General features: G+C 73.2%; 14 protein-coding genes. 12 read left to right on the top strand and 2 right to left on the bottom strand.

Features of this window, described 5'->3' with window-relative positions:
* Positions 1-4 precede the first annotated feature (4 nt).
* The 4 genes from KF840_20855 to KF840_20870 all read left to right on the top strand — a co-directional run bounded on the left by KF840_20855 (position 5) and on the right by KF840_20870 (position 6,197).
* Entirely contained in the window at positions 5-2,146 is a 2,142-nt protein-coding gene (locus KF840_20855; GenBank protein MBX3027356.1) for a hypothetical protein, read from the top strand.
* 72 nt (positions 2,147-2,218) lie between these two features.
* On the top strand, positions 2,219-3,112 hold the full coding sequence (locus tag KF840_20860) for a DUF1566 domain-containing protein (protein ID MBX3027357.1): 894 nt from the start codon (positions 2,219-2,221) through the stop codon (positions 3,110-3,112).
* Positions 3,109-5,226: a tetratricopeptide repeat protein gene (locus KF840_20865; GenBank protein MBX3027358.1), complete on the top strand. Its 2,118-nt coding sequence runs from the start codon at positions 3,109-3,111 to the stop codon at positions 5,224-5,226. The genes KF840_20860 and KF840_20865 overlap by 4 nt, the downstream gene beginning before the upstream one ends.
* A gap of 50 nt (positions 5,227-5,276) precedes the next feature.
* On the top strand, positions 5,277-6,197 hold the full coding sequence (locus tag KF840_20870; GenBank protein MBX3027359.1) for a hypothetical protein: 921 nt from the start codon (positions 5,277-5,279) through the stop codon (positions 6,195-6,197).
* Positions 6,198-6,201: 4 nt separating this feature from the next.
* On the opposite strand, the gene KF840_20875 is transcribed toward KF840_20870, so the two are convergent.
* Positions 6,202-8,598: a hypothetical protein gene (locus tag KF840_20875; GenBank protein ID MBX3027360.1), complete on the bottom strand. Its 2,397-nt coding sequence runs from the start codon at positions 8,596-8,598 to the stop codon at positions 6,202-6,204.
* A gap of 107 nt (positions 8,599-8,705) precedes the next feature.
* On the opposite strand from KF840_20875, the gene KF840_20880 reads away from it, so the two are divergent.
* Together KF840_20880 and KF840_20885 are read left to right on the top strand one after the other, a co-directional pair.
* Complete coding sequence (locus KF840_20880) at positions 8,706-10,373, top strand: tetratricopeptide repeat protein (protein MBX3027361.1); 1,668 nt, start codon at positions 8,706-8,708, stop codon at positions 10,371-10,373.
* Positions 10,374-10,531: 158 nt separating this feature from the next.
* Entirely contained in the window at positions 10,532-12,874 is a 2,343-nt protein-coding gene (locus tag KF840_20885) for a glycerol-3-phosphate 1-O-acyltransferase (protein ID MBX3027362.1), read from the top strand.
* 103 nt (positions 12,875-12,977) lie between these two features.
* Here the strand turns inward: KF840_20885 and KF840_20890 are convergent, their stop codons facing one another.
* The gene (locus tag KF840_20890; protein ID MBX3027363.1) at positions 12,978-13,310 is read right to left on the bottom strand and encodes a MarR family transcriptional regulator; all 333 of its coding nucleotides are present in this window, start codon (positions 13,308-13,310) and stop codon (positions 12,978-12,980) included.
* 125 nt (positions 13,311-13,435) lie between these two features.
* Here KF840_20890 and fabI point away from each other — a divergent pair, with 125 nt between their 5' ends.
* Genes fabI through KF840_20920 form a run of 6 tightly spaced genes read left to right on the top strand, consistent with a single transcriptional unit; the run spans position 13,436 to position 17,746 of the window.
* Positions 13,436-14,200, top strand: coding sequence for an enoyl-ACP reductase FabI (fabI, locus tag KF840_20895; protein MBX3027364.1), 765 nt, complete (start codon positions 13,436-13,438; stop codon positions 14,198-14,200).
* 15 nt (positions 14,201-14,215) lie between these two features.
* Complete coding sequence (gene purE / locus KF840_20900) at positions 14,216-14,710, top strand: 5-(carboxyamino)imidazole ribonucleotide mutase (protein ID MBX3027365.1); 495 nt, start codon at positions 14,216-14,218, stop codon at positions 14,708-14,710.
* The gene (locus KF840_20905; protein MBX3027366.1) at positions 14,710-15,828 is read left to right on the top strand and encodes a 5-(carboxyamino)imidazole ribonucleotide synthase; all 1,119 of its coding nucleotides are present in this window, start codon (positions 14,710-14,712) and stop codon (positions 15,826-15,828) included. Before purE ends, KF840_20905 begins: the two co-directional genes overlap by 1 nt.
* Complete coding sequence (locus tag KF840_20910) at positions 15,825-16,475, top strand: carbonic anhydrase (protein MBX3027367.1); 651 nt, start codon at positions 15,825-15,827, stop codon at positions 16,473-16,475. The genes KF840_20905 and KF840_20910 overlap by 4 nt, the downstream gene beginning before the upstream one ends.
* Before the next feature lie 3 nt (positions 16,476-16,478).
* On the top strand, positions 16,479-17,444 hold the full coding sequence (locus tag KF840_20915; GenBank protein MBX3027368.1) for a sodium-dependent bicarbonate transport family permease: 966 nt from the start codon (positions 16,479-16,481) through the stop codon (positions 17,442-17,444).
* Entirely contained in the window at positions 17,444-17,746 is a 303-nt protein-coding gene (locus KF840_20920; GenBank protein MBX3027369.1) for a transcriptional regulator, read from the top strand. The genes KF840_20915 and KF840_20920 overlap by 1 nt, the downstream gene beginning before the upstream one ends.
* The last annotated feature ends 16 nt before the right edge of the window (positions 17,747-17,762 follow it).

Below are 17,762 nucleotides of genomic sequence, written 5' to 3' on the forward strand. Positions count from 1 at the left end.
CCTGATGTGCGTGATCGCCGCCGCCACCGCACTCGCCACCAGTCCAGCCGGCGCGACGGATCTCACCCTGGACGTGACCGCGCCGGTCGGCGCCGGCCGGCAGACCTGGCCGCTGACGACCGGCATCCCCTTCCCGCGCGGCGCCCGGTCGGCGGTCGACGACCTGCGCCTCGAGGCCGCGGCCGGACGCCGCGCCGCGCCGCCCGTGCAGGCGCGCGTCCTCAGCCGCTGGCCGGACGGCAGCATCCGCTGGGCGCTGCTCGATTCGCAGATCGAGCTCGCCGGCGGCGAGCAGCGACGGTATCGCATCACCCGCGGCGCGCCGGTCGCCGCGCCGCGCCCGCTGCGGGTCGAGGAAACGCCCGACGCGGTCGTCGTCGACTCCGGACCGCTGCAGTTCGCGATCCCCACCACGCGCCCGGCGGCGCTCGACGCCGTCCGCCTGGGCGGTCGCGACGCGCTCGCCGGCCCGATCACCATGGCGATGGAGATCGAGGGAACGCGCCACGACGCCGGCGTGCCGACCCAGGTGCGCGTGCTCGAACGCGGCCCGCTGCGGGCCCGGGTCGAGATGCGCGGCACCTATGGCGCGGATGTCGGGTACGTGATCCGCGTCGATGCCTTCGCCGGCCAGCCGTTCGTTCGCGTCCTCCACACCTTCGAGCACCGCGGCGCGGCGCCGCTGACGCGCGTCGGACAGATCGCGATGGAGGTGCCGCTGCGCGCCGCCGCGCCGGCCGGCTACCGCGCCGGACGCGAGCGGGACGCGCCGCTGTCCGGCGCCCTCGCCGACGCGCCGGTCAGCATCTACCAGGAGGACAACCTGACTCTGCGCCGCGACGGCACGGTCGAGCCGGGACGCTCCGCCGGCTGGATCGATGTGGGCGACGGCACCCACGGCGTCGCCATCGCGGCGCGCTTTCTCTGGCAGCAGTATCCGCAGAGCTTCCACCTGAGTCGCGCCCAGCTCCGCTACAATCTGTGGGCGCCGGAAGCCGATCCCGCCGCGGTCGGGATGGGCGCCGCCAAGACGCACGAGTGGGTCGTGTACTTCCACGGCGCCGCGGCGCCGGCCGCCGAGCAGCTCGCGGCGCTGGCCGAGCCGCTGGTTCCCGTCCTCGGCCCGGATGCGGTCGCGTCGACGGCGGCGTTGCCCAACAGCCTGGCGCCGGCGCCGGCGACGGCGGGCTTCCTCGACGAGGTGCGCGCCGGGTTCGAGCGCTATCGGCTGCACGCCGACCGCGAGCCGTGGGACGACAGCGGCAATCCGCGCTGTACCGGGGCGGATCCCGAACGGCGGCGCCAGGGCTTCTACGGCATGTTCAACTGGGGCGATTGGAACTTCCCCGGCTACCACGACGTGGTCAACGGCTGCGACACCTGGGGCAATCTCGAGTACGACCTGACGCAGGTCCTGGCGCTGGCCTACGCGGCCACCGGCGACGCCGCCTTTCACACCGCGATGACCGCCGCCGCCCGTCACTTCATGGACGTCGACATCGTCCATTCCGCCGCCCCGCCCTGCCGTTGCGCCGGCATGAACCACCCGCGGGCGAGCCGCCATTTCACCTTCGCGCCCGGCGTTCCCGATCCCGGCTACACCTGGACCGAAGGGCTGCTCTCGTACTTCTATCTCACCGGCGACGACCGCGCCCTCGAGGCGGCGAACGGGATCGCCGACTACCTGGCGCGCAACGTTCCCGACAACGGCGCGGCGACGACGCCGCGCCAGTGGGGCTGGCCGCCGATCGCCCTGCTGGCCGCCGCCGACGCGACCGGTCAGGCGGCGTACCGCGATGCGGCGCTGGAGTACGCCCGTCGCGCCATGGCGGCCTATCCGCCCACCAGCGGCGGCGACTTCGGCGTCGGCACCCTGGCCGACGCCCTCGCGTACGTGCACGCGCACACGGGAGACGCGGCCGTCCGCGAGTGGCTGGTCGGCCACGCCGCGGCGGTGATGTCCAGCCCGCCCGGCGCCGACGCGCGCTATTTCCCGGCCGTGGCGTACGTCGGCCGCATCAGCAGCGATCCACGCTATCAGCAGGCCGCCGCCGCCGCCGCGGCGCGCCAGATCTTCGGTGAGTGGGGGAAGCCGTTCACGCTCGCGGGGCGAACGGGATTCCGGATTCTCTCTTTGACGCAGTAGCTCCGCGACACACGACGCTCGAGAATGGAGGACAGAACGATGACGGCGCAACGCGCGAGGGCAATTGGCACGATGACGATCCTGCTGCTGTGGGGCGGCGCTGCGGCAGCCGCCTCGCCGCAGGACAAGTGCGAGGCCGCCAAGGTGGCGACCGCCGGCAAGTACGGCTTCTGCCGCCTCAAGGCGGAGGCGAAGGCCATCAAGACCGGTTCCGCGCTCGACGTCAGCAAGTGCGACGACGGGTATGCCGCCAAGTGGAACCAGACCGAGGCGAAATCCGGCGGCGCCTGCCCGACATCCGGCGACCTGTCGCAGATCCAGTCGCTGATCGCGCAGCACACCGGCGACGTGGCCACCGCGTTGGCCGGCGGCGGCCTGCCGCAATGCCCCGCCGACCTCGCCGCCTGCCTGGCGCAGCCCACCGGGCGCCGCCTGCAGACCGGCCAGACCATCTGCTACGACAACTTCCTCGGCAACCCGATCGCGTGCTCGGGCACCGCCCAGGACGGCGAGTTGAAGAAGGGCCTGACGCGGGTGTACGTGGACAACGGCGATGGCACGATCACCGATACGCGGACCGGCCTGATGTGGGAGAAGCTGAGCGACGACGGCTCGATCCACGACCGCGACAACGTCTACACGTGGGGCACCGCCAAGACGGCGGCGCTGAACACGGCGAGCTTCGCCGGGCACAATGACTGGCGGCTGCCGAACGTCAACGAGCTGCAGAGCCTGGTCCAGTACGGCACCGTGCTGCCGGCGGTGGATGCGCCGTTCAACACCGGCTGCAACCCGGCCTGCACCGTCACCACGTGCAGTTGCACGAGCGCGACCTATTACTGGTCCTCGACCACCTCGACCAACAACCCGTCCGATGCCTGGACCGTCGACTTCAACGTCGGCGGCGTCTCGCCGGAGTTCAAGGTGACGAACTACTCCGTGCGCGCCGTTCGCGACGGGTTGTGATCGAAGGGGCGCCAACGGAACCACGCCGCGCCGCCCTCGCCACGGGCGGCGCGGCGGCGGCGCCCGTCGAGCCGGGCCGGACGGCTCACGAACGAAGCGGCGACGCGGCCGCCGCGACGGCGGCGCGCGCCCGCGCCGCCCTGCTGGCGGCGGCGCTCGTCGCGATGACCGTGCTCGCCTACCTGCCGGCGCTGCAGGGCGGCTTCGTGTGGGACGACGACAATTACGTCACCGCCAACCCGACCCTGCTGAACCTCGACGGTCTGCGCCGCATCTGGGTCGAGCCCGACGCCGTCCCGCAGTACTACCCACTCACGTTCACGACGTTCTGGGTCGAGTATCACCTGTGGGAGCTGGCGCCCTTCGGGTATCACCTGGTCAACGTCCTGTTGCACGCGTTGAGCGCGGTGCTGTTCTGGCAGCTTCTGCGCCGGCTCGGCGTCCCCGGGGCCTGGTTCGCCGGCGCGATCTTCGCGCTGCATCCCATGCACGTCGAATCGGTGGCGTGGATCACCGAGCGCAAGAACGTGCTGTCCGGCGCCTGCTACCTGGGCGCGGCGCTGGCGTACCTGCGCTTCGCCACCGGGCCGCAGCGCGCACGGTGGCCGTGGTACGCGCTGGCGCTGCTGCTCTTCGTCGGCGCGCTGTTGAGCAAGACGGTCACCTGTTCGCTCCCCGCCGCGCTCCTGCTGGTCCTCTGGTGGAAGCGGGGACGGCTCGACTGGCGCGACGTCGCCGGGGTGGCGCCGTTCGTCGCCGTCGGCCTGGCGGCGGCCGCGATGACCGTGTGGATGGAGCGCCACCACGTCGGCGCCCAGGGCGCGGAGTGGACCTTCTCCCTCGTCGAGCACGTCCTCATCGCCGGACGCATCCTCTGGTTCTACCTGTGGACGCTGCTCTGGCCCGCCAATCTCATGTTCTTCTACCCGCGCTGGCAGATCGATGCGGCGGCGTGGTGGCAGTATCTGTTTCCGCTCGCCGCCCTCGCGACCGCGGGGGCCTTGTGGCTGGGGCGCCGCCGCATCGGGCTGGCGGCGCTGGTGGTGGCACTCTTCTACGCCGGCACGCTGCTTCCCGCGCTCGGCTTCTTCAACGTCTACCCGATGCGCTACTCCTTCGTCGCCGATCATTTCGCCTACCTGGCGACGCTCGGCCCGATCGCCCTGATCGCGGCGCTGGCCGCGCGCGCGGCCGACCGGCTGCGCGCCACCCGCGTCAGCCGTTCGGCGCTCGCCGCCGCGCTGCTGATCGTCCTCGGCGTCCTGAGCTGGCAGCGGGCCACCGCGTACGAGGACGTCGAGACCCTGTGGACGGACACCGTCGAGAAGAACCCCGACAGTTGGGCCGGCCGGCTGAATCTCGGCGGCGTCCTGGCGGATCAGGGACGGATCGACGAGGCACTGGCGCAGTTCCAGGTGGCGCTCCGCCTCTGGCCGGCGTCGCCCGAGGCGCACAACGCGCTCGGCGCGATGCTCGATCAGCAGGGCGAGTGGGAGGCGGCCGCCGCCGAGTTCCGTGAGGCGCTGCGCCTGGAGCCGCGCTACTACGAGGCGCACACCAACCTCGGCATCGTGCTCGCCTCGAGCGGCAAGCCGATCGAGGCGCTCGATCACCTGACCATCGCGGTGCGCTTGAAGCCGCGCTACGTCGAGGCCTACTACCACGTCGCCACCACGCTGGTGCAGTTGAACCGCCCGACCGACGCCGCCAAGTACTTCGCCACCACGCTGCTGCTCGCCCCGGAGCACGCCGGCGCGCACAGCGGCCTCTGCGCGCTGCAGGTCGATCAGGGCCGCTTCGCGGACGCCGCCGCCCACTGCCAGCAGGCCATCCGACTGAACGCCAGCGATCCCGAGCCCTACGAGCATCTCGCCGCCGCCCTGCGCGGCCTGGATCAGGGCGCCGAGGCGCAGGCCGCCGCCGAGCAGGCGCGGCGCCTGCGCCACGACGGCGCCGCCATGCACCGCAGGTCCGCCGCCTCCCTGGCGCAGCAGGGGCGGCCGCAGGCGGCCATCGCGCAGTTGCAGGAGGCGCTGCGGCTGCTGCCCGGCGATGCCGCGGCGCAGGCCCAGCTCGCCGAGCTGCTCGCCGCGCGCCCGCGACCGACCCCGTGACGGACCGGGAGTTGACCACGTCGACCGGCGCTGGTAGCGCGGCCGCTCCGGTGCGCTTCCGTCCTCGAAACTGGATCGTCCTCGCCGGCGCCATCGGGCTCGCGCTCGCGGCGCTGGCGTATTGGACGCTGGCGCGGCCCGCGAGCGGCGCGGCGCCGCGGCTGCGCGCCGCGCTCGAGCAGGCGGCCACCTATCTCGGCCGCACCGAGCTGCGCGGTGACGACACCTGGATCGCGACCCAGGGCGCGATGCGGCTCGGTCCCGACTTCCGCACCTGGGCGGAGACCCTGAACGTCAATCCGATCGTCGAGACGGACGTCCAGCGCGACCCGCTCGCCAGCCGTACCGGGTCGGGCACCGAGGGCCACCTGTGGAAGCTGCGTTGGCTGCCCGATACCGCGCTCCCTGCCCTGCCGCGCCCCGACGACACGCTCGCACCGCCGCTGCCGGTGGCGCTCACCGACGAGGACCTCTTCGCGATCCTGCGCGACATGGCGTACGCGGTGGTGTGTCCGCGCCTCAGCCCCAGCGATCGCCAGGCCTGGCTCGATGGCCTGCACGTCCCGGCGCAGAGCTATCGTCTCACCCATCAGCTCCTGTCGCTCATCATCGGCCACAACCAGGGCTGCCTCGACGCCGCCACCGTCGAACCGCTGCGGCGCGAGCTCGCCACCCGGCTGTGGCTCGAACAGGCGGCCGACCGCAGCGGGATCCACGACCTGTCGATCGAGCGCATGGCCATCCTCTGCTACGCGCAGGTCTGCGACTGGATTCCCACCGCCTGGGTGGACGAGGTGATCGCGACCCAGGAACCCTCCGGCTCGTGGGGCGAACGCAATCCCGGGGTGCACGAGCGAGTGGTCGCCCGGCCGGAGCACACGGCGGCGCTCGCCTTCTACGTGCTCGCCGCCACCTGGCACGAGCGGTTCGCCGACATCTCGCCGCGCCCGGTACCGCCGCAGGGTCGCTGACGGATCACGAATGCGCCGCGTCCGGCGGCTCGCCGCCCCATCGGCCGAAGGCGACCAGCGCCAGTCCGTAGCCGAGCGCGGCGATCCACGCGACCGCCGCGAAGCCGACCTCCATCGCGATCAGCACCGCCAGCAGCGGCCCGAGGACCGAGGCGCAGCCGTTGGCGGCCCATGCCCAGCCGATCAGCGGCGCCGCCCGCTGCGCCGTCAGCGATGCCACCGCCGCCGGGAAGGGAATCCCGAGCAGGAAACCGAGCGGCAGCAACAGGCCGGCGGCGACGGCGAGACGCGCCGGCAGGGTGTACGGCAGTGCCGCCGCGAGCACCATCGGCAGCAGCGCGCCGTAGGCGATCGCCAGCGCCGCGATCGCGGCGCAGATCAGCCGCAGACGGGCTCCGCCGCGGGTCAGCGGCCCCGCGCAGGCGCTGCCCAGGCCGCCGGCGACCAGGAGCGCCGCCAGCACGCAGGCGGTGGCGTAGACGGGATGCCCGAGGAACAGCGTCAGGCGCTGCATGAGGCTGACCTCGAGCAGCATGAACGACACCCCGATGGCGGCGAAGTACACGATCACCCCGCCGAGACGATGACGCGGGCCGCGTCGGCGCTGCAACGCGAGCGGCGCGATCAACAGCAGCGCCGACAGGACGACCGCCTGCCCCAGGGTCGCCAGCAGCACCAGACGTCCCGACAGCGCCAGCATGCTGTCGCCCCATCCGGCTCCGAACGGATTGGCATCGCGCCAGCGCCCGAACTGGAAGAAGAAGGGCCGATCGTCCACCGCCGGGGTCACGTCGTAGGGGTAGCGCGCGATCCAGGCGTCCGGGTCCGCCGCCCCCAGGAACGACGTGAACTCGTTCTCGCCCGCCGCGCCGGGGGCGTAGAGAAACCCGAACTGCCGCGCCGCGGCGACCTGCTGCAACGCCGCGAGATCGGCGGCGGTGAAGGGGGTGCGTTTGACCAGCACGTTGCCGAGCCGTCCCAGCGACAGGACGACGATGTGCCGCGCCGGGTCGGCCACGCCCAGGCGGCGCAGTGCCGCGGCGGCGACCGTGCAGAGCTTCAACGTCTCGCGTGGCGGGCTCCACAACCAGCGGGTCAGCGTCAGCACCCCGTCGTCGGTGAGATGCGCCAGGTAGTCCGTGAACGCCTCGACCGTGTAGAGGTAGGCCTCGGCCAGGCTGTACGCGCCCGAGGCCGAGGCGGCCCAGGTATCCACGAACGAGAGCTGGATGACGTCGAAGCGATCCGACGTCCGGCGCACGAACGCCCGCCCCTCGGCGACGTGCAGGCGCACCGCCGGACGCGCGAACAGCTCGCCCGTCCGCGCCGCGTAGGGCCCGGTCATCAGTGCCGCGATCGCCGGGTTGACCTCCACCGCCGTCACCTGCTCGGCGCCGTTGCGCAGCGCGACCAGGACGTCCACGCCGCCGCCGGCGCCGATGATCAGGGCGCGGCGGGGGCGAAAGACCTGGGCGGCCGCCGACGGCAGCATGTAGTCGAGGAAGCTCTGCCCCGCCGTCTCGCTGTCCGGCGACACGATCGGCGTCGCCGCGTCGCCGTCGATCACGATCTGCACCTGCGGCGGCAGCGGCACGCCCGCCTGCGGGTTCGCCGTCCAGCGCACGGTGCCGCTGTTCTCGACCACGTCGACGCGCGCGATCGCGTTCCATTCCGTATGGACGACCCGGGCGTCCGGAAAGCGCTCCCGATCCAGGAACTGGCTCAGGCCCTTGCCCGGTCCGGGTCGAATGGCGAGCACCTGCGGCGCGAGCGGCAGCGAGACCACCGCCAGCAGGGGCAGCACCAGGCAGCGCGCCGCCCCGCGCCGCTCGACCTCGGCACGCAGCAGCGCCGCCGCCAGCGCCGCGGCGGCGGCCGCCGCCCAGATGACGCCGTCGGCGCCCAGCCACCCGATGAGGGCGACGACCAGCATGCAGCCGAGGCCGGCGCCGATGAGATCGCTCGCGTAGAGTCGGTGCACCGATGCCGCGAACGCGGTGAGCAGCAGCACGATCGCCAGGCCGGCGAGGGTGAACGGAACCACCAGCACCGCGTAGGTCAGCACCAGATAGGCGAGCTGCGCCCGCTCGACCGCCAACCGGGTCGGATCGAACGGCACGTGCGTCACCAGCCCGACGGCCGCCAGCACGGCCGCGGCGAAGCCGGCCGCGCACCAGGCCGCCCCGCCCAGCGGGTGTTCGCGGAGCTGCGGCGCGAGCGCCAGCACGACGCCGCTGACCGCGAAACCGAGCAGCGCCACGCTCAGCACCATGAACGCGAAGTGATGCCAGATGGTGAACGAGAAGATGCGGGTGAGCGCGATCTCCACCAGCATCACGGCGGCGGCGAGCAGCCCCACCGCGACCAGTATCGTCCAGCGGGGGCTCCGCGGGCGCTCCATCATCGCCGACATGCAGCTCGCACAGTGGTGTGGATGAGTCAAAGCGGCGCGCCGCCGGCTGCCATCGCGCCCGCCGCCGGGCGCGCCGCCCCGCAGGTCCGCCGGTGATGCGCGATCGCCCCGCCGGCGCGCGCGCGTCGACCATCGCGGCCCTGGTCGCCATCGCGCTGGCGACGTGGTGCGCCTACTGGCCCTGCCTGTGGGGCGGGTTCATCTGGGACGACAACTCCTACGTGGCGTACAACCCGCTGCTGCAGGACGCCGCCGGGCTGTGGCGGATCTGGTTCGAGCCCACCGCCACCCCCCAGTACCATCCCCTCGTCTTCTCCTCGTACTGGGCCGAGTACCAGTGGTGGGGCCTGGCCACGCCGGGCTATCACGCCGTCAACATCGCGCTGCACGTCGCCAACTCGCTGCTGCTGTTCGCGGTGCTGCGGCGGCTGCGCGTCCGCGGCGCGGTGCTCGCCGCCGGCCTCTTCGCGCTCCATCCGGTGCACGTCGAATCGGTGGCCTGGATCACCGAGCGCAAGGACGTCCTCTCCGCCCTCTTCTACGGCGCCACGCTGCTCTGCTGGCTGCGCTACCTGGCCAGCGACCGGGAGCGCGACTGGATCATCGCGCTGGCGTTGGCGACGGGCACGCTGCTCAGCAAGACGGTACTCTGCACCCTGCCGGCAGGGCTGGCCCTGCTGGCCTGGTGGCGGGCGCCGGAACGCTGGCGCGTCTGGGGTCTGCGACTGGTGCCCTTCCTGCTCGTCAGCGCCCCCATCGCCGCGGTGACCGTCTGGCGCGAGCACGCCCACGGCAACCCCGCCCTGCCCTACGGCGCGGTCGAACGGGTGCTGATCGCCGCCCGCGCCCTGTGGGTCCACGTCGCCGCGCTGATCTGGCCCCTCGATCTCACCATCGCCTATGCGCGCTGGGACGTCTCGGTCGCCGACCCGATCGGCGCCCTGGCGCTCCTCGCCTGGCTGGCCGTCGCCCTGGCGCTCTGGCGGCTGCGCGCCCGCTTCGGCGGCGGGCCGCTGACGGCGTTCGCATTCTACGTCGTGACGCTCGCCCCGATGCTCGGCTTCGTCGACTACAACATCATGCGCTACGCCTTCGTCGCCGATCACTTCCAGTACGTCGCGAGCGCCGGACTGATCGCCCTCGCCGCCGCGGCCGCGGCGCACGGGACGCGCGGCCGACCCGCCTGGCAGCGGGTCGCCATGGCGAGCGCGCTGCTCGCCGTGCTCGCCGCGCTCACCTGGCGCCAGGCCGGGCTCTACCGCGACGCCGACACGATGTGGCGCGACAACCTCGCCAAGAACCCGCGGTCGTGGATCGCGTACAGCTTCCTCGCCACCGAAGCGATGCGCGAGAATCGCTACCCGGATGCCGCGGCGGTGCTGCGCCAGGCCGTGGCGGCGATACCCGAGCACGCCGAGGCGCGCCGCACCCTGGGCGTCGTGCTCGCCTCGCTCGGCCAGCCGCACGAGGCGTTGGAGCAGTTGCGCGTCGCGCGCGCGCTCGATCCCGCCAACCCCCGGGTCGCGCACGGCCTCGGCGCCCTGCTGCTCAGCAACGGACAGGCCCGCGAGGCCGCCGATCAGTTCGCCGCCGCCGTGGCGCTGCAGCCCGACTACGCCGACGCCTGGCACTATTGGGGACTCGCCGACGCCCAGCTCGGCAATCGAGCCGACGCCATCGCGCATCTGGAGCAATCCCTGCGCCTGCGACCGGACAACCCGGAGGCCCGCGCCGCCCTCGACGCGCTCCGCGCCTCGCCGTAAGCACCGCCGCGCCATCGGCGCCCATCCGCATCCATCGCCGGCCATCCGCATCCATCGGTGGCCATCCGTGCCCGGTGGCCATCCGTGTCCGCTGGTCATCGGTGTCCATCGGTGTCCATCGGTGGCCATCCGTGTCCATCTGTGTTTCCTATCCGCCCATGGAGGGATGGCCGGAAACCGGTGGCCGACGGGTGGTGTTCCTGCTCGACGCCACCGGGCGCCTGGAGCAGCGGCTGCTCGCCGACTGGATCGATCGCCATCGCCCGGCCGGGGTGAACGGCGAGGTGGCGATCCCCATCCCGTCGTCGCGACGGCGCCGCCGCTCGCGGCTCGATCCACGCCTCGAGGCGACGCTGGCCACCGACGACGATCCGCTGCTGGCGCCGCTGCGCGTCGCCTGGTTCGCGCGCGGCAACCCGACGCGAACGGCGCGCCTGCGCGACCTGGTGACGTTCGGCGACGGGCGCGATCCCGGCACCCTGCGCCAGGCCTGGGCGCTGCGCCGCCGGCCGGAGAGCTGCCGCATCGTCGTCGGCACGCCCGCCCCGGCCTCCGACCTGCGCCGCCGCTGGCAGCAGGCGGGGGGGAGCGACGTCGCCCAGACGACCGGCCTCGCCGACTTCGTCGCCCGCCAGGCGACGCTGGCACTGGAGCGCGCCGAACGCCGCCTGCGCGGCTCGCGCTACAAGGTGCCGCGCTTCGTCTACGAGGACATCCTCGGCCGCCCCGCCTTCCGCGGCGGCGTCGCCCGCATCGCCGCCGCGCTCGGCAAGCCCGAGCACGCCCAGCAGCAGCAGGCGGCGCGCTACCTGCGCGAGATCGCGGCGACCCACAGCCCGTTCGTCATCGACCTCACGGCGCGCCTGATCCACCAGCTCGTGGCGCGCGGCTATTCGGCGGTGCGCTACGACCGGCAGCAGCTCGAGCACCTGTTCGCGCTCGGCCAGCGCCACCCGCTGGTCTTCCTGCCGACCCACAAGTCGAACCTCGACCACCTGGTGCTGCAGTACGTGCTGCACGAGAACGGCCACCCGCCCAACCACACCGCCGGCGGCATCAACATGAACTTCTTCCCCGTCGGCCCGCTGGTGCGGCGCTCGGGCGTGTTCTTCATCCGCCGGACCTTCAAGGACAACCCGCTCTACAAATTCGTCCTGCAGCAGTACATCGACTACCTGATCGAGAAGCGCTTCACGCTCGAGTGGTACCTGGAGGGCGGGCGCTCGCGCTCCGGCAAGCTCCTGCCGCCGCGCTTCGGCCTGTTCGCCACCGTCGTCGACGCCTACCGCCGACGCCGGGCGGACGACGTGCAGCTCATCCCGGTCGCGATCGTCTACGACCAGATCCAGGACGTCGGCGACTACGTCGCCGAGCAGCGCGGCGGCGCCAAGGAGCGCGAGAGCCTCGGCTGGTTCCTCCGTCTCATCCGCCGCCTGCACCGCGACTACGGCGAGATCCACGTCCGCTTCGGCGAGCCGCTGGCGCTCAGCAAGGCGCTCGGCCCCGCCTCGCATCTCGACGAGGAGAGCGCCGACGAGCGCCACCTCGATGTCCAGAAGGTCGCCTTCGAGTCGGCGGTGCGGATCAACCGGGTGACGCCGATCACGCCGACCTCGCTGGTCGCCCTCACCCTGCTCGGGCTCGGCGATCGCGCCGCCACCGTCCCCGAGCTGGTGAAGGGCCTGTTCAACCTCGTCAACTACATCCGCCGGCGCCAGCTCCCGACCACCGTCGAGCTCGACGTCGACACCCCCGAGGGCGTGCAGCGCATCCTCGACCAGCTCGAGCAGAGCGGCGTCGTCAGCCGTTTCGCCGAGGGCCTCGACGCCGTCTACGCGATCGGCCCCGAGCAGCACCTGACGGCGGCCTACTACCGCAACACCATCATCCACTTCTTCGTCACCCCCTCGATCGCCGAGCTGGCGCTGCTGCGCGCCGCCGAGGTCGAGCCCCCGGCCGCGCCGGGTGCCTTCTGGGACGAGGCGCTGCGCCTGCGCGACCTGCTGAAGTTCGAGTTCTTCTTCGCCGACCGCGAGGCCTTCCGCGCCGAGCTGCGCGACGAGGTGGCGCTGCACGATCCCGACTGGGAGGCGGCGCTGCCGCTCGGCGGCGAGGCCATCCGCGCCACCGTGCGGCGCTTCAAGCCGTTCAGCGCCCATCGCGTGCTGCGGCCGTTCCTCGAGGCCTATCGGGTGGTCGGCGACGCCCTCGAGCGGCACGATGCCGAGAAACCGGTGGACGAGGCGGCGTTCCTCTCCACCTGCCTGGCGCTCGGCAAGCAGTACCGCCTGCAGCGGCGCATCCGGCGCGAGGAGTCGGTGTCGAAGGTCCTGTTCGCCACCGCGCTGCGGCTGGCGCGCAACTACGCCCTGCTCGCCCCCGACGGCCCCGAGCTCGCCGACCGCCGCCGCGCCTTCGCGCGCGACATGCGCGCGGTCATCCGCCGCATCGACGCCATCGACACCCTCGCCGCCAGCCGCGTCGCCGGCCTGATCGAGTGAACGCCGCCGACGCCGGCGCGCGTACCCGCGACCGGCAGGCGTCGGTGACGACGCGGTCGGTCGACCTCCGCCACCGCCGCCACCCCCCGAGGGCGACCGCGCCTCAGCCGCGCCGGCGCCGCGGATCGGTCACCATCCGCACCAGATGGCCGACCTCGCAGTGCCGCTCGATCGGATGGCGCAGCGGCAGCGCCGTCTTGACCTCGTAGCGGTTGCGCCGCCCCTCGCGGCTCTTCACCAGGTAGCCGGCCGCCTCCAACTCGGCGACGATGCGCTGCACCGCGCGCTCGGTCACCCCGACGGCCGCCGCGACGTCGCGCATCAGCGCTTCCGGATCCTGCGCCAGGCTCAACAGCACGTGCGCATGGTTGGTGAGAAACGTCCACTGCGCCTCCGCCACCGCCGGCGGCGCCGCCGCCTTCTTCGCCTTCGCCATCATCGCCCGTCCAATCTTTCACGAAATTCAATACACGATCTTGACTTCGTGTATTCCGTTTCGTATCATAGCGCATCGATGGCGGCGCGGGCCAGCGCCGCCGGGCACGGGGAGGAAGACACGGCATGCACCCACTGCAGGGCAAACGGGGACTCGTCACCGGCATCGCCAACGCCGACAGCATCGCCTACGGGTGCGCCCGCGCGCTCCGCCGCCAGGGCGCCGAGCTCGCCATCACGTACCTGAACGACAAGGCGGCGCCGCACGTGCGGCCGCTCGCGGAGGCGCTGGGCGCCCCGCTGGTCCTGCCGCTCGACGTCGAGGCGCCCGGGCAGATGCGCGCGGTGTTCGAGGCGATCGACGCCGCCTGGGGCGAGCTCGACTTCGCGATTCACGCCCTGGCCTTCGCGCCGGCGGCGGACCTGCGCGGTCGGGTGACGGACTGCTCGGCGGCGGGCTTCCAGCGCGCCATGCACGTCTCCTGCTACTCGTTCCTCGAGCTGGCGCGGCATGCCGAGCCGCTGTTGCGCCGCGGCGGCACCCTCCTCACCCTCAGCTTCTACGGCGCCGACAAAGTGGTCGGCGAGTACAACCTGATGGGGCCGGTGAAGGCGGCGCTGCAGTGCTGCGTCCGCTACCTGGCGCGCGAGCTCGGGCCGAAGGACATCCGCGTCCACGCCCTGTCGCCGGGACCGATTCGCACCCGCGCCGCCTCCGGCCTCGGCGGCTTCGACGCGCTGATCGCGGACGCGGCGGCGCGCACGCCGTCCGGGCGGCTGGCGACGATCGACGACGTCGGCGCGGTGGCGGCGTTCCTGGTCGGCGACGGAGCGCGGGCGATGAGCGGCGACACCGTGTTCGTGGACGGCGGCCGGCACGCCATCGGCTGAGACGGAGGAGCGGTCATGCAGCCACTGGTCGGCATCATCATGGGATCGCGGTCGGACTGGGACACGCTGCGCCACGCGGCGACGACGCTGGCCGCCCTCGACATCCCCTTCGAGGCCGCCGTCGTCTCGGCGCACCGCACGCCCGATCGCCTGTTCGCCTATGCGGCCGACGCGGAAGCGCGCGGCCTCGAGGTCATCGTCGCCGGCGCCGGTGGCGCCGCCCACCTGCCGGGCATGACCGCCGCCAAGACGCTGCTGCCGGTGCTCGGCGTGCCGATCCGCAGCGAGACGCTGGCGGGCCTCGACGCGCTGCTCTCGATCGTCCAGATGCCGGGCGGCGTGCCGGTCGGCACGCTGTCGATCGGCCGCGCCGGCGCCGTCAACGCGGCATTGCTGGCAGCGGCGATTCTCGCCCGCAGCCGGCCCGAGGTGCGCGAACGGCTGGCGTGCTGGCGGCGCGAGCAGACCGACGCGGTGCTGGCGCAGCCCGACCCGCGGAGCCCGTCATGATGCGGGTCGGCATCCTCGGCGGCGGACAGCTCGGCCGCATGCTCGCCCTCGCCGCCCAGCCGCTCGGCATCCACTGCCGGGTGTTCGACCCGGAGCCCGGCTGTCCGGCCGCCGCCGTCGCCGAGCACGTGTGCGCGCCGTACGACGATCGCGATGCGCTGGCGCGCTTCGCCGACGGGCTCGATGTCGCGACCTGCGAGATCGAGGGGCTGCCACCGGCGACCCTCGCCGCGCTCGCGGCGCGCGTGCCGCTGCGCCCCGGCCTCCCGGCCCTGGCGCTCAAGCAGGACCGCCTGTCGGAGAAGCGGTATCTGCGGGCGCACGGCCTGGCGACGGCGCCCTTCGCCAGCGCGGCATCGCCCGCCGAGCTCGGCGGCGCGCTCGCCGCGGTCGGGCTGCCGGCGATCCTGAAGCGGCGCGAGCGCGGCTACGACGGGCGCGGTCAGGCCCTGCTGCGCACCCACGATGCCGCCGCCGCGACCGCGGCGGCGCTGGGCGGCGGGCCGCTGCTGGCGGAGGCGGTGGTCGAGTTCGCGCGCGAGCTGTCGGTGATCGCGGTGCGCAGCGCCGAGGGCGAGATCCGCACCTATCCGCTGACCGAGAACCTGCACGAGGACGGCATCCTGCGCTGCGCGGTGGCGCCGGCCCCGGCGGTCACCGCGGCGCTGCGCGACGCCGCCGCGGAGACGGCCCGGCGCCTGCTGGTGGCGCTCGACTACGTCGGCGTCCTGGTGGTCGAGCTCTTCGCCCTGCACGATGGCCGCCTGCTGGTGAACGAGATCGCGCCGCGCGTCCACAACTCCGGCCACTGGACGATCGAGGGCGCCGAGACCAGTCAGTTCGAGAACCACCTGCGCGCGCTCTGCGGCCTGCCACTGGGCTCGACGGCGGCGATCGGGAGCTCCTTCCTGGTCAACATCATCGGCGCGCCCCCGGCGCTCGATCCGATCCTGCGTCTGCCGGACACGCACCTGCACCTCTACGGCAAGACCCCGCGGCCGGGGCGCAAGATCGGGCACGTGACCGCGCGCGCCCTCGACGAGCGCCATCTGCGCCAGCGCGGACAGGCCATCGTCCGCCATCTGTCCACCACCAACGAGCATGGGAGGATGCCATGACGCTCATCGCGGCGGCGCTCGTCGCCAGCCTGACCCTCGCCCCCGCCGCGCCGGCCGCGGCGGACGGCGATCCGCTGACCCGCCTGCTCGCCGGCAACCAGCGCTACGGCGCCGCCCAGCCGCTGCACCCGAACCAGTCGCCCGAACGGCGTCGGGCCGTCGCCGCGGCGCAGGCGCCGTTCGCCGCGGTGGTCGGCTGCGCCGACTCGCGGGTGCCGCCGGAGCTGGTGCTCGACGCCGGCCTCGGCGACCTCTTCGTCGTCCGCACCGCCGGCAACGTGGTCGACGAGATCGGCCTCGGCAGCATCGAGTTCGCCGTCGCGGTGCTCGGCACGCCGCTCGTCGTCGTCCTCGGCCACGAGCGCTGCGGCGCCGTCGAGGCGACGTTGCGGGGCGGACCGGTGCCGGGCGACGTGCAGGCCGTGGTCGACGCGATCCGCCCCAACCTCGCGCGCGCCGCGGCCCGGCCCGGCGATCCGCTGGCCAACGCCGTGCACGACAACGTCGCCGCCGTCGTCGCCCGCCTGCGCAGCGCCGAGCCGGTGCTGGCGCCGCGGGTGCGCGACGGCACGCTGCGCATCGTCGGGGCGGTGTACGACCTCGACAGCGGCGCGGTGACGCTAGTCGACGCGCCGGGCGGGAGGTGAGCCGTGGCGGCGACGCTGCAGGCCAATCTGTTCTCGCCGATCGTCCTCGCGTTCGCGCTCGGCGTCGTCGCGCGCCTGGTGCGCAGCGAGCTCCGGTTGCCGAAGGACCTCTACACGGCGTTGTCGATCTACCTCCTGTTCGCGCTCGGCCTCAAAGGCGGCGTCGAGCTCGGACACGCCACCCTGGCGAGCATCGCCGGGCCGGCCGCGGTGACGCTGCTGCTCGGCTGCATCCGGCCGCTCACCGCCTACGCCAGCCTGCGCCGGCTCGGCGGATTCAGCGCCGCCGACTCGGCGGCCATCGCCGCCCACTACGGCTCCGTGTCCGCGGTGACGTTCCTCGCCGCCCAGACCTTCGTGGCCTCGATGGGCCACGCGGCCGAGGGCTTCATGCCGTCGCTGCTGGCGCTGCTCGAGAGCCCGGGCATCCACATCGCCCTGGCGATCGGGACGCTCCAGGTCGGCAGCGGCCGCCCGGTGCGCGAGACGCTGCACGAGATCCTCACCGGCCGCACGATGGTCCTGCTCGCCGGCGGCATGCTGGTGGGCGTCCTGATGGGAGAATCCGGATGGCAGGCGGTGGCGCCGTTCTTCGACGGCGGCTTCAAGGGCGCGCTCACCCTCTTCCTGCTGGAGATGGGGATGGTCGCGGCGGAGCGGCTGGGCGACCTGCGCAAGGTCGGGCCGTTCCTGCTCGCCTTCGGCATCGCCCTGCCGCTGCTGCACGGCGCGCTCGGGGCCGCGCTCGGCAGCCTGGCCGGGCTGTCGCTCGGCGGCAGCACGGTCCTCGGCGCCATGGCGGCCAGCGCCTCGTACATCGCCGCCCCGCCGGCGGCGCGCATGACCCTGCCGACGGCCAATCCGACCTACTACCTGACGTCGTCGCTGGCGATCACGTTCCCCTTCAACGTGACCATCGGCATCCCGCTCTACTACCAGCTCGCGCGTCTGCTGCACGGAGGCTTCTGATGGGTACCGTCGCGCTGTCCCTGGTCACCATCGTCGCCGAGGCGGTCCTCGAGGAGTCGCTGATCGCCACCGTCGGCGAGCTCGGCGCCACCGGCTACACGCTCAGCGACGCCCGCGGCCAGGGGAGCCGCGGGCGCCGGCTGGGCGAGATCCCGGGCGACAACATCCGCCTCGAGGTCCTGGTCCGCGCCGACAGCGCCGAGGCCCTTCTCGATCGGCTCGCCGAACGCTTCTTCGAGCACTACGCCGTCGTCGCGTGGATCACCGACGTTCGCGTCCGGCGGGGGGAGAAATACGGCTGAGCGGGCCGCCGGCCGG

It is taken from the genome of bacterium (assembly GCA_019637795.1).
Lineage (GTDB): Bacteria > Desulfobacterota > Binatia > HRBIN30 > CADEER01 > JAHBUY01.

Bases quoted from the DNA above. Each gene is read 5' to 3' on its own strand.
- KF840_20905 (MBX3027366.1), top strand. From the start codon at position 14,710: ATGCGGGTCGGCATCCTCGGCGGCGGACAGCTCGGCCGCATGCTCGCC.
- KF840_20860 (MBX3027357.1), top strand. From the start codon at position 2,219: ATGACGATCCTGCTGCTGTGGGGCGGCGCTGCGGCAGCCGCCTCGCCG.
- fabI (MBX3027364.1), top strand. From the start codon at position 13,436: ATGCACCCACTGCAGGGCAAACGGGGACTCGTCACCGGCATCGCCAAC.
- KF840_20885 (MBX3027362.1), top strand. From the start codon at position 10,532: ATGGAGGGATGGCCGGAAACCGGTGGCCGACGGGTGGTGTTCCTGCTC.
- KF840_20875 (MBX3027360.1), bottom strand. From the start codon at position 8,598: ATGGAGCGCCCGCGGAGCCCCCGCTGGACGATACTGGTCGCGGTGGGG.
- KF840_20910 (MBX3027367.1), top strand. From the start codon at position 15,825: ATGACGCTCATCGCGGCGGCGCTCGTCGCCAGCCTGACCCTCGCCCCC.
- purE (MBX3027365.1), top strand. From the start codon at position 14,216: ATGCAGCCACTGGTCGGCATCATCATGGGATCGCGGTCGGACTGGGAC.
- KF840_20890 (MBX3027363.1), bottom strand. From the start codon at position 13,310: ATGGCGAAGGCGAAGAAGGCGGCGGCGCCGCCGGCGGTGGCGGAGGCG.
- KF840_20920 (MBX3027369.1), top strand. From the start codon at position 17,444: ATGGGTACCGTCGCGCTGTCCCTGGTCACCATCGTCGCCGAGGCGGTC.
- KF840_20880 (MBX3027361.1), top strand. From the start codon at position 8,706: ATGCGCGATCGCCCCGCCGGCGCGCGCGCGTCGACCATCGCGGCCCTG.
- KF840_20855 (MBX3027356.1), top strand. From the start codon at position 5: ATGTGCGTGATCGCCGCCGCCACCGCACTCGCCACCAGTCCAGCCGGC.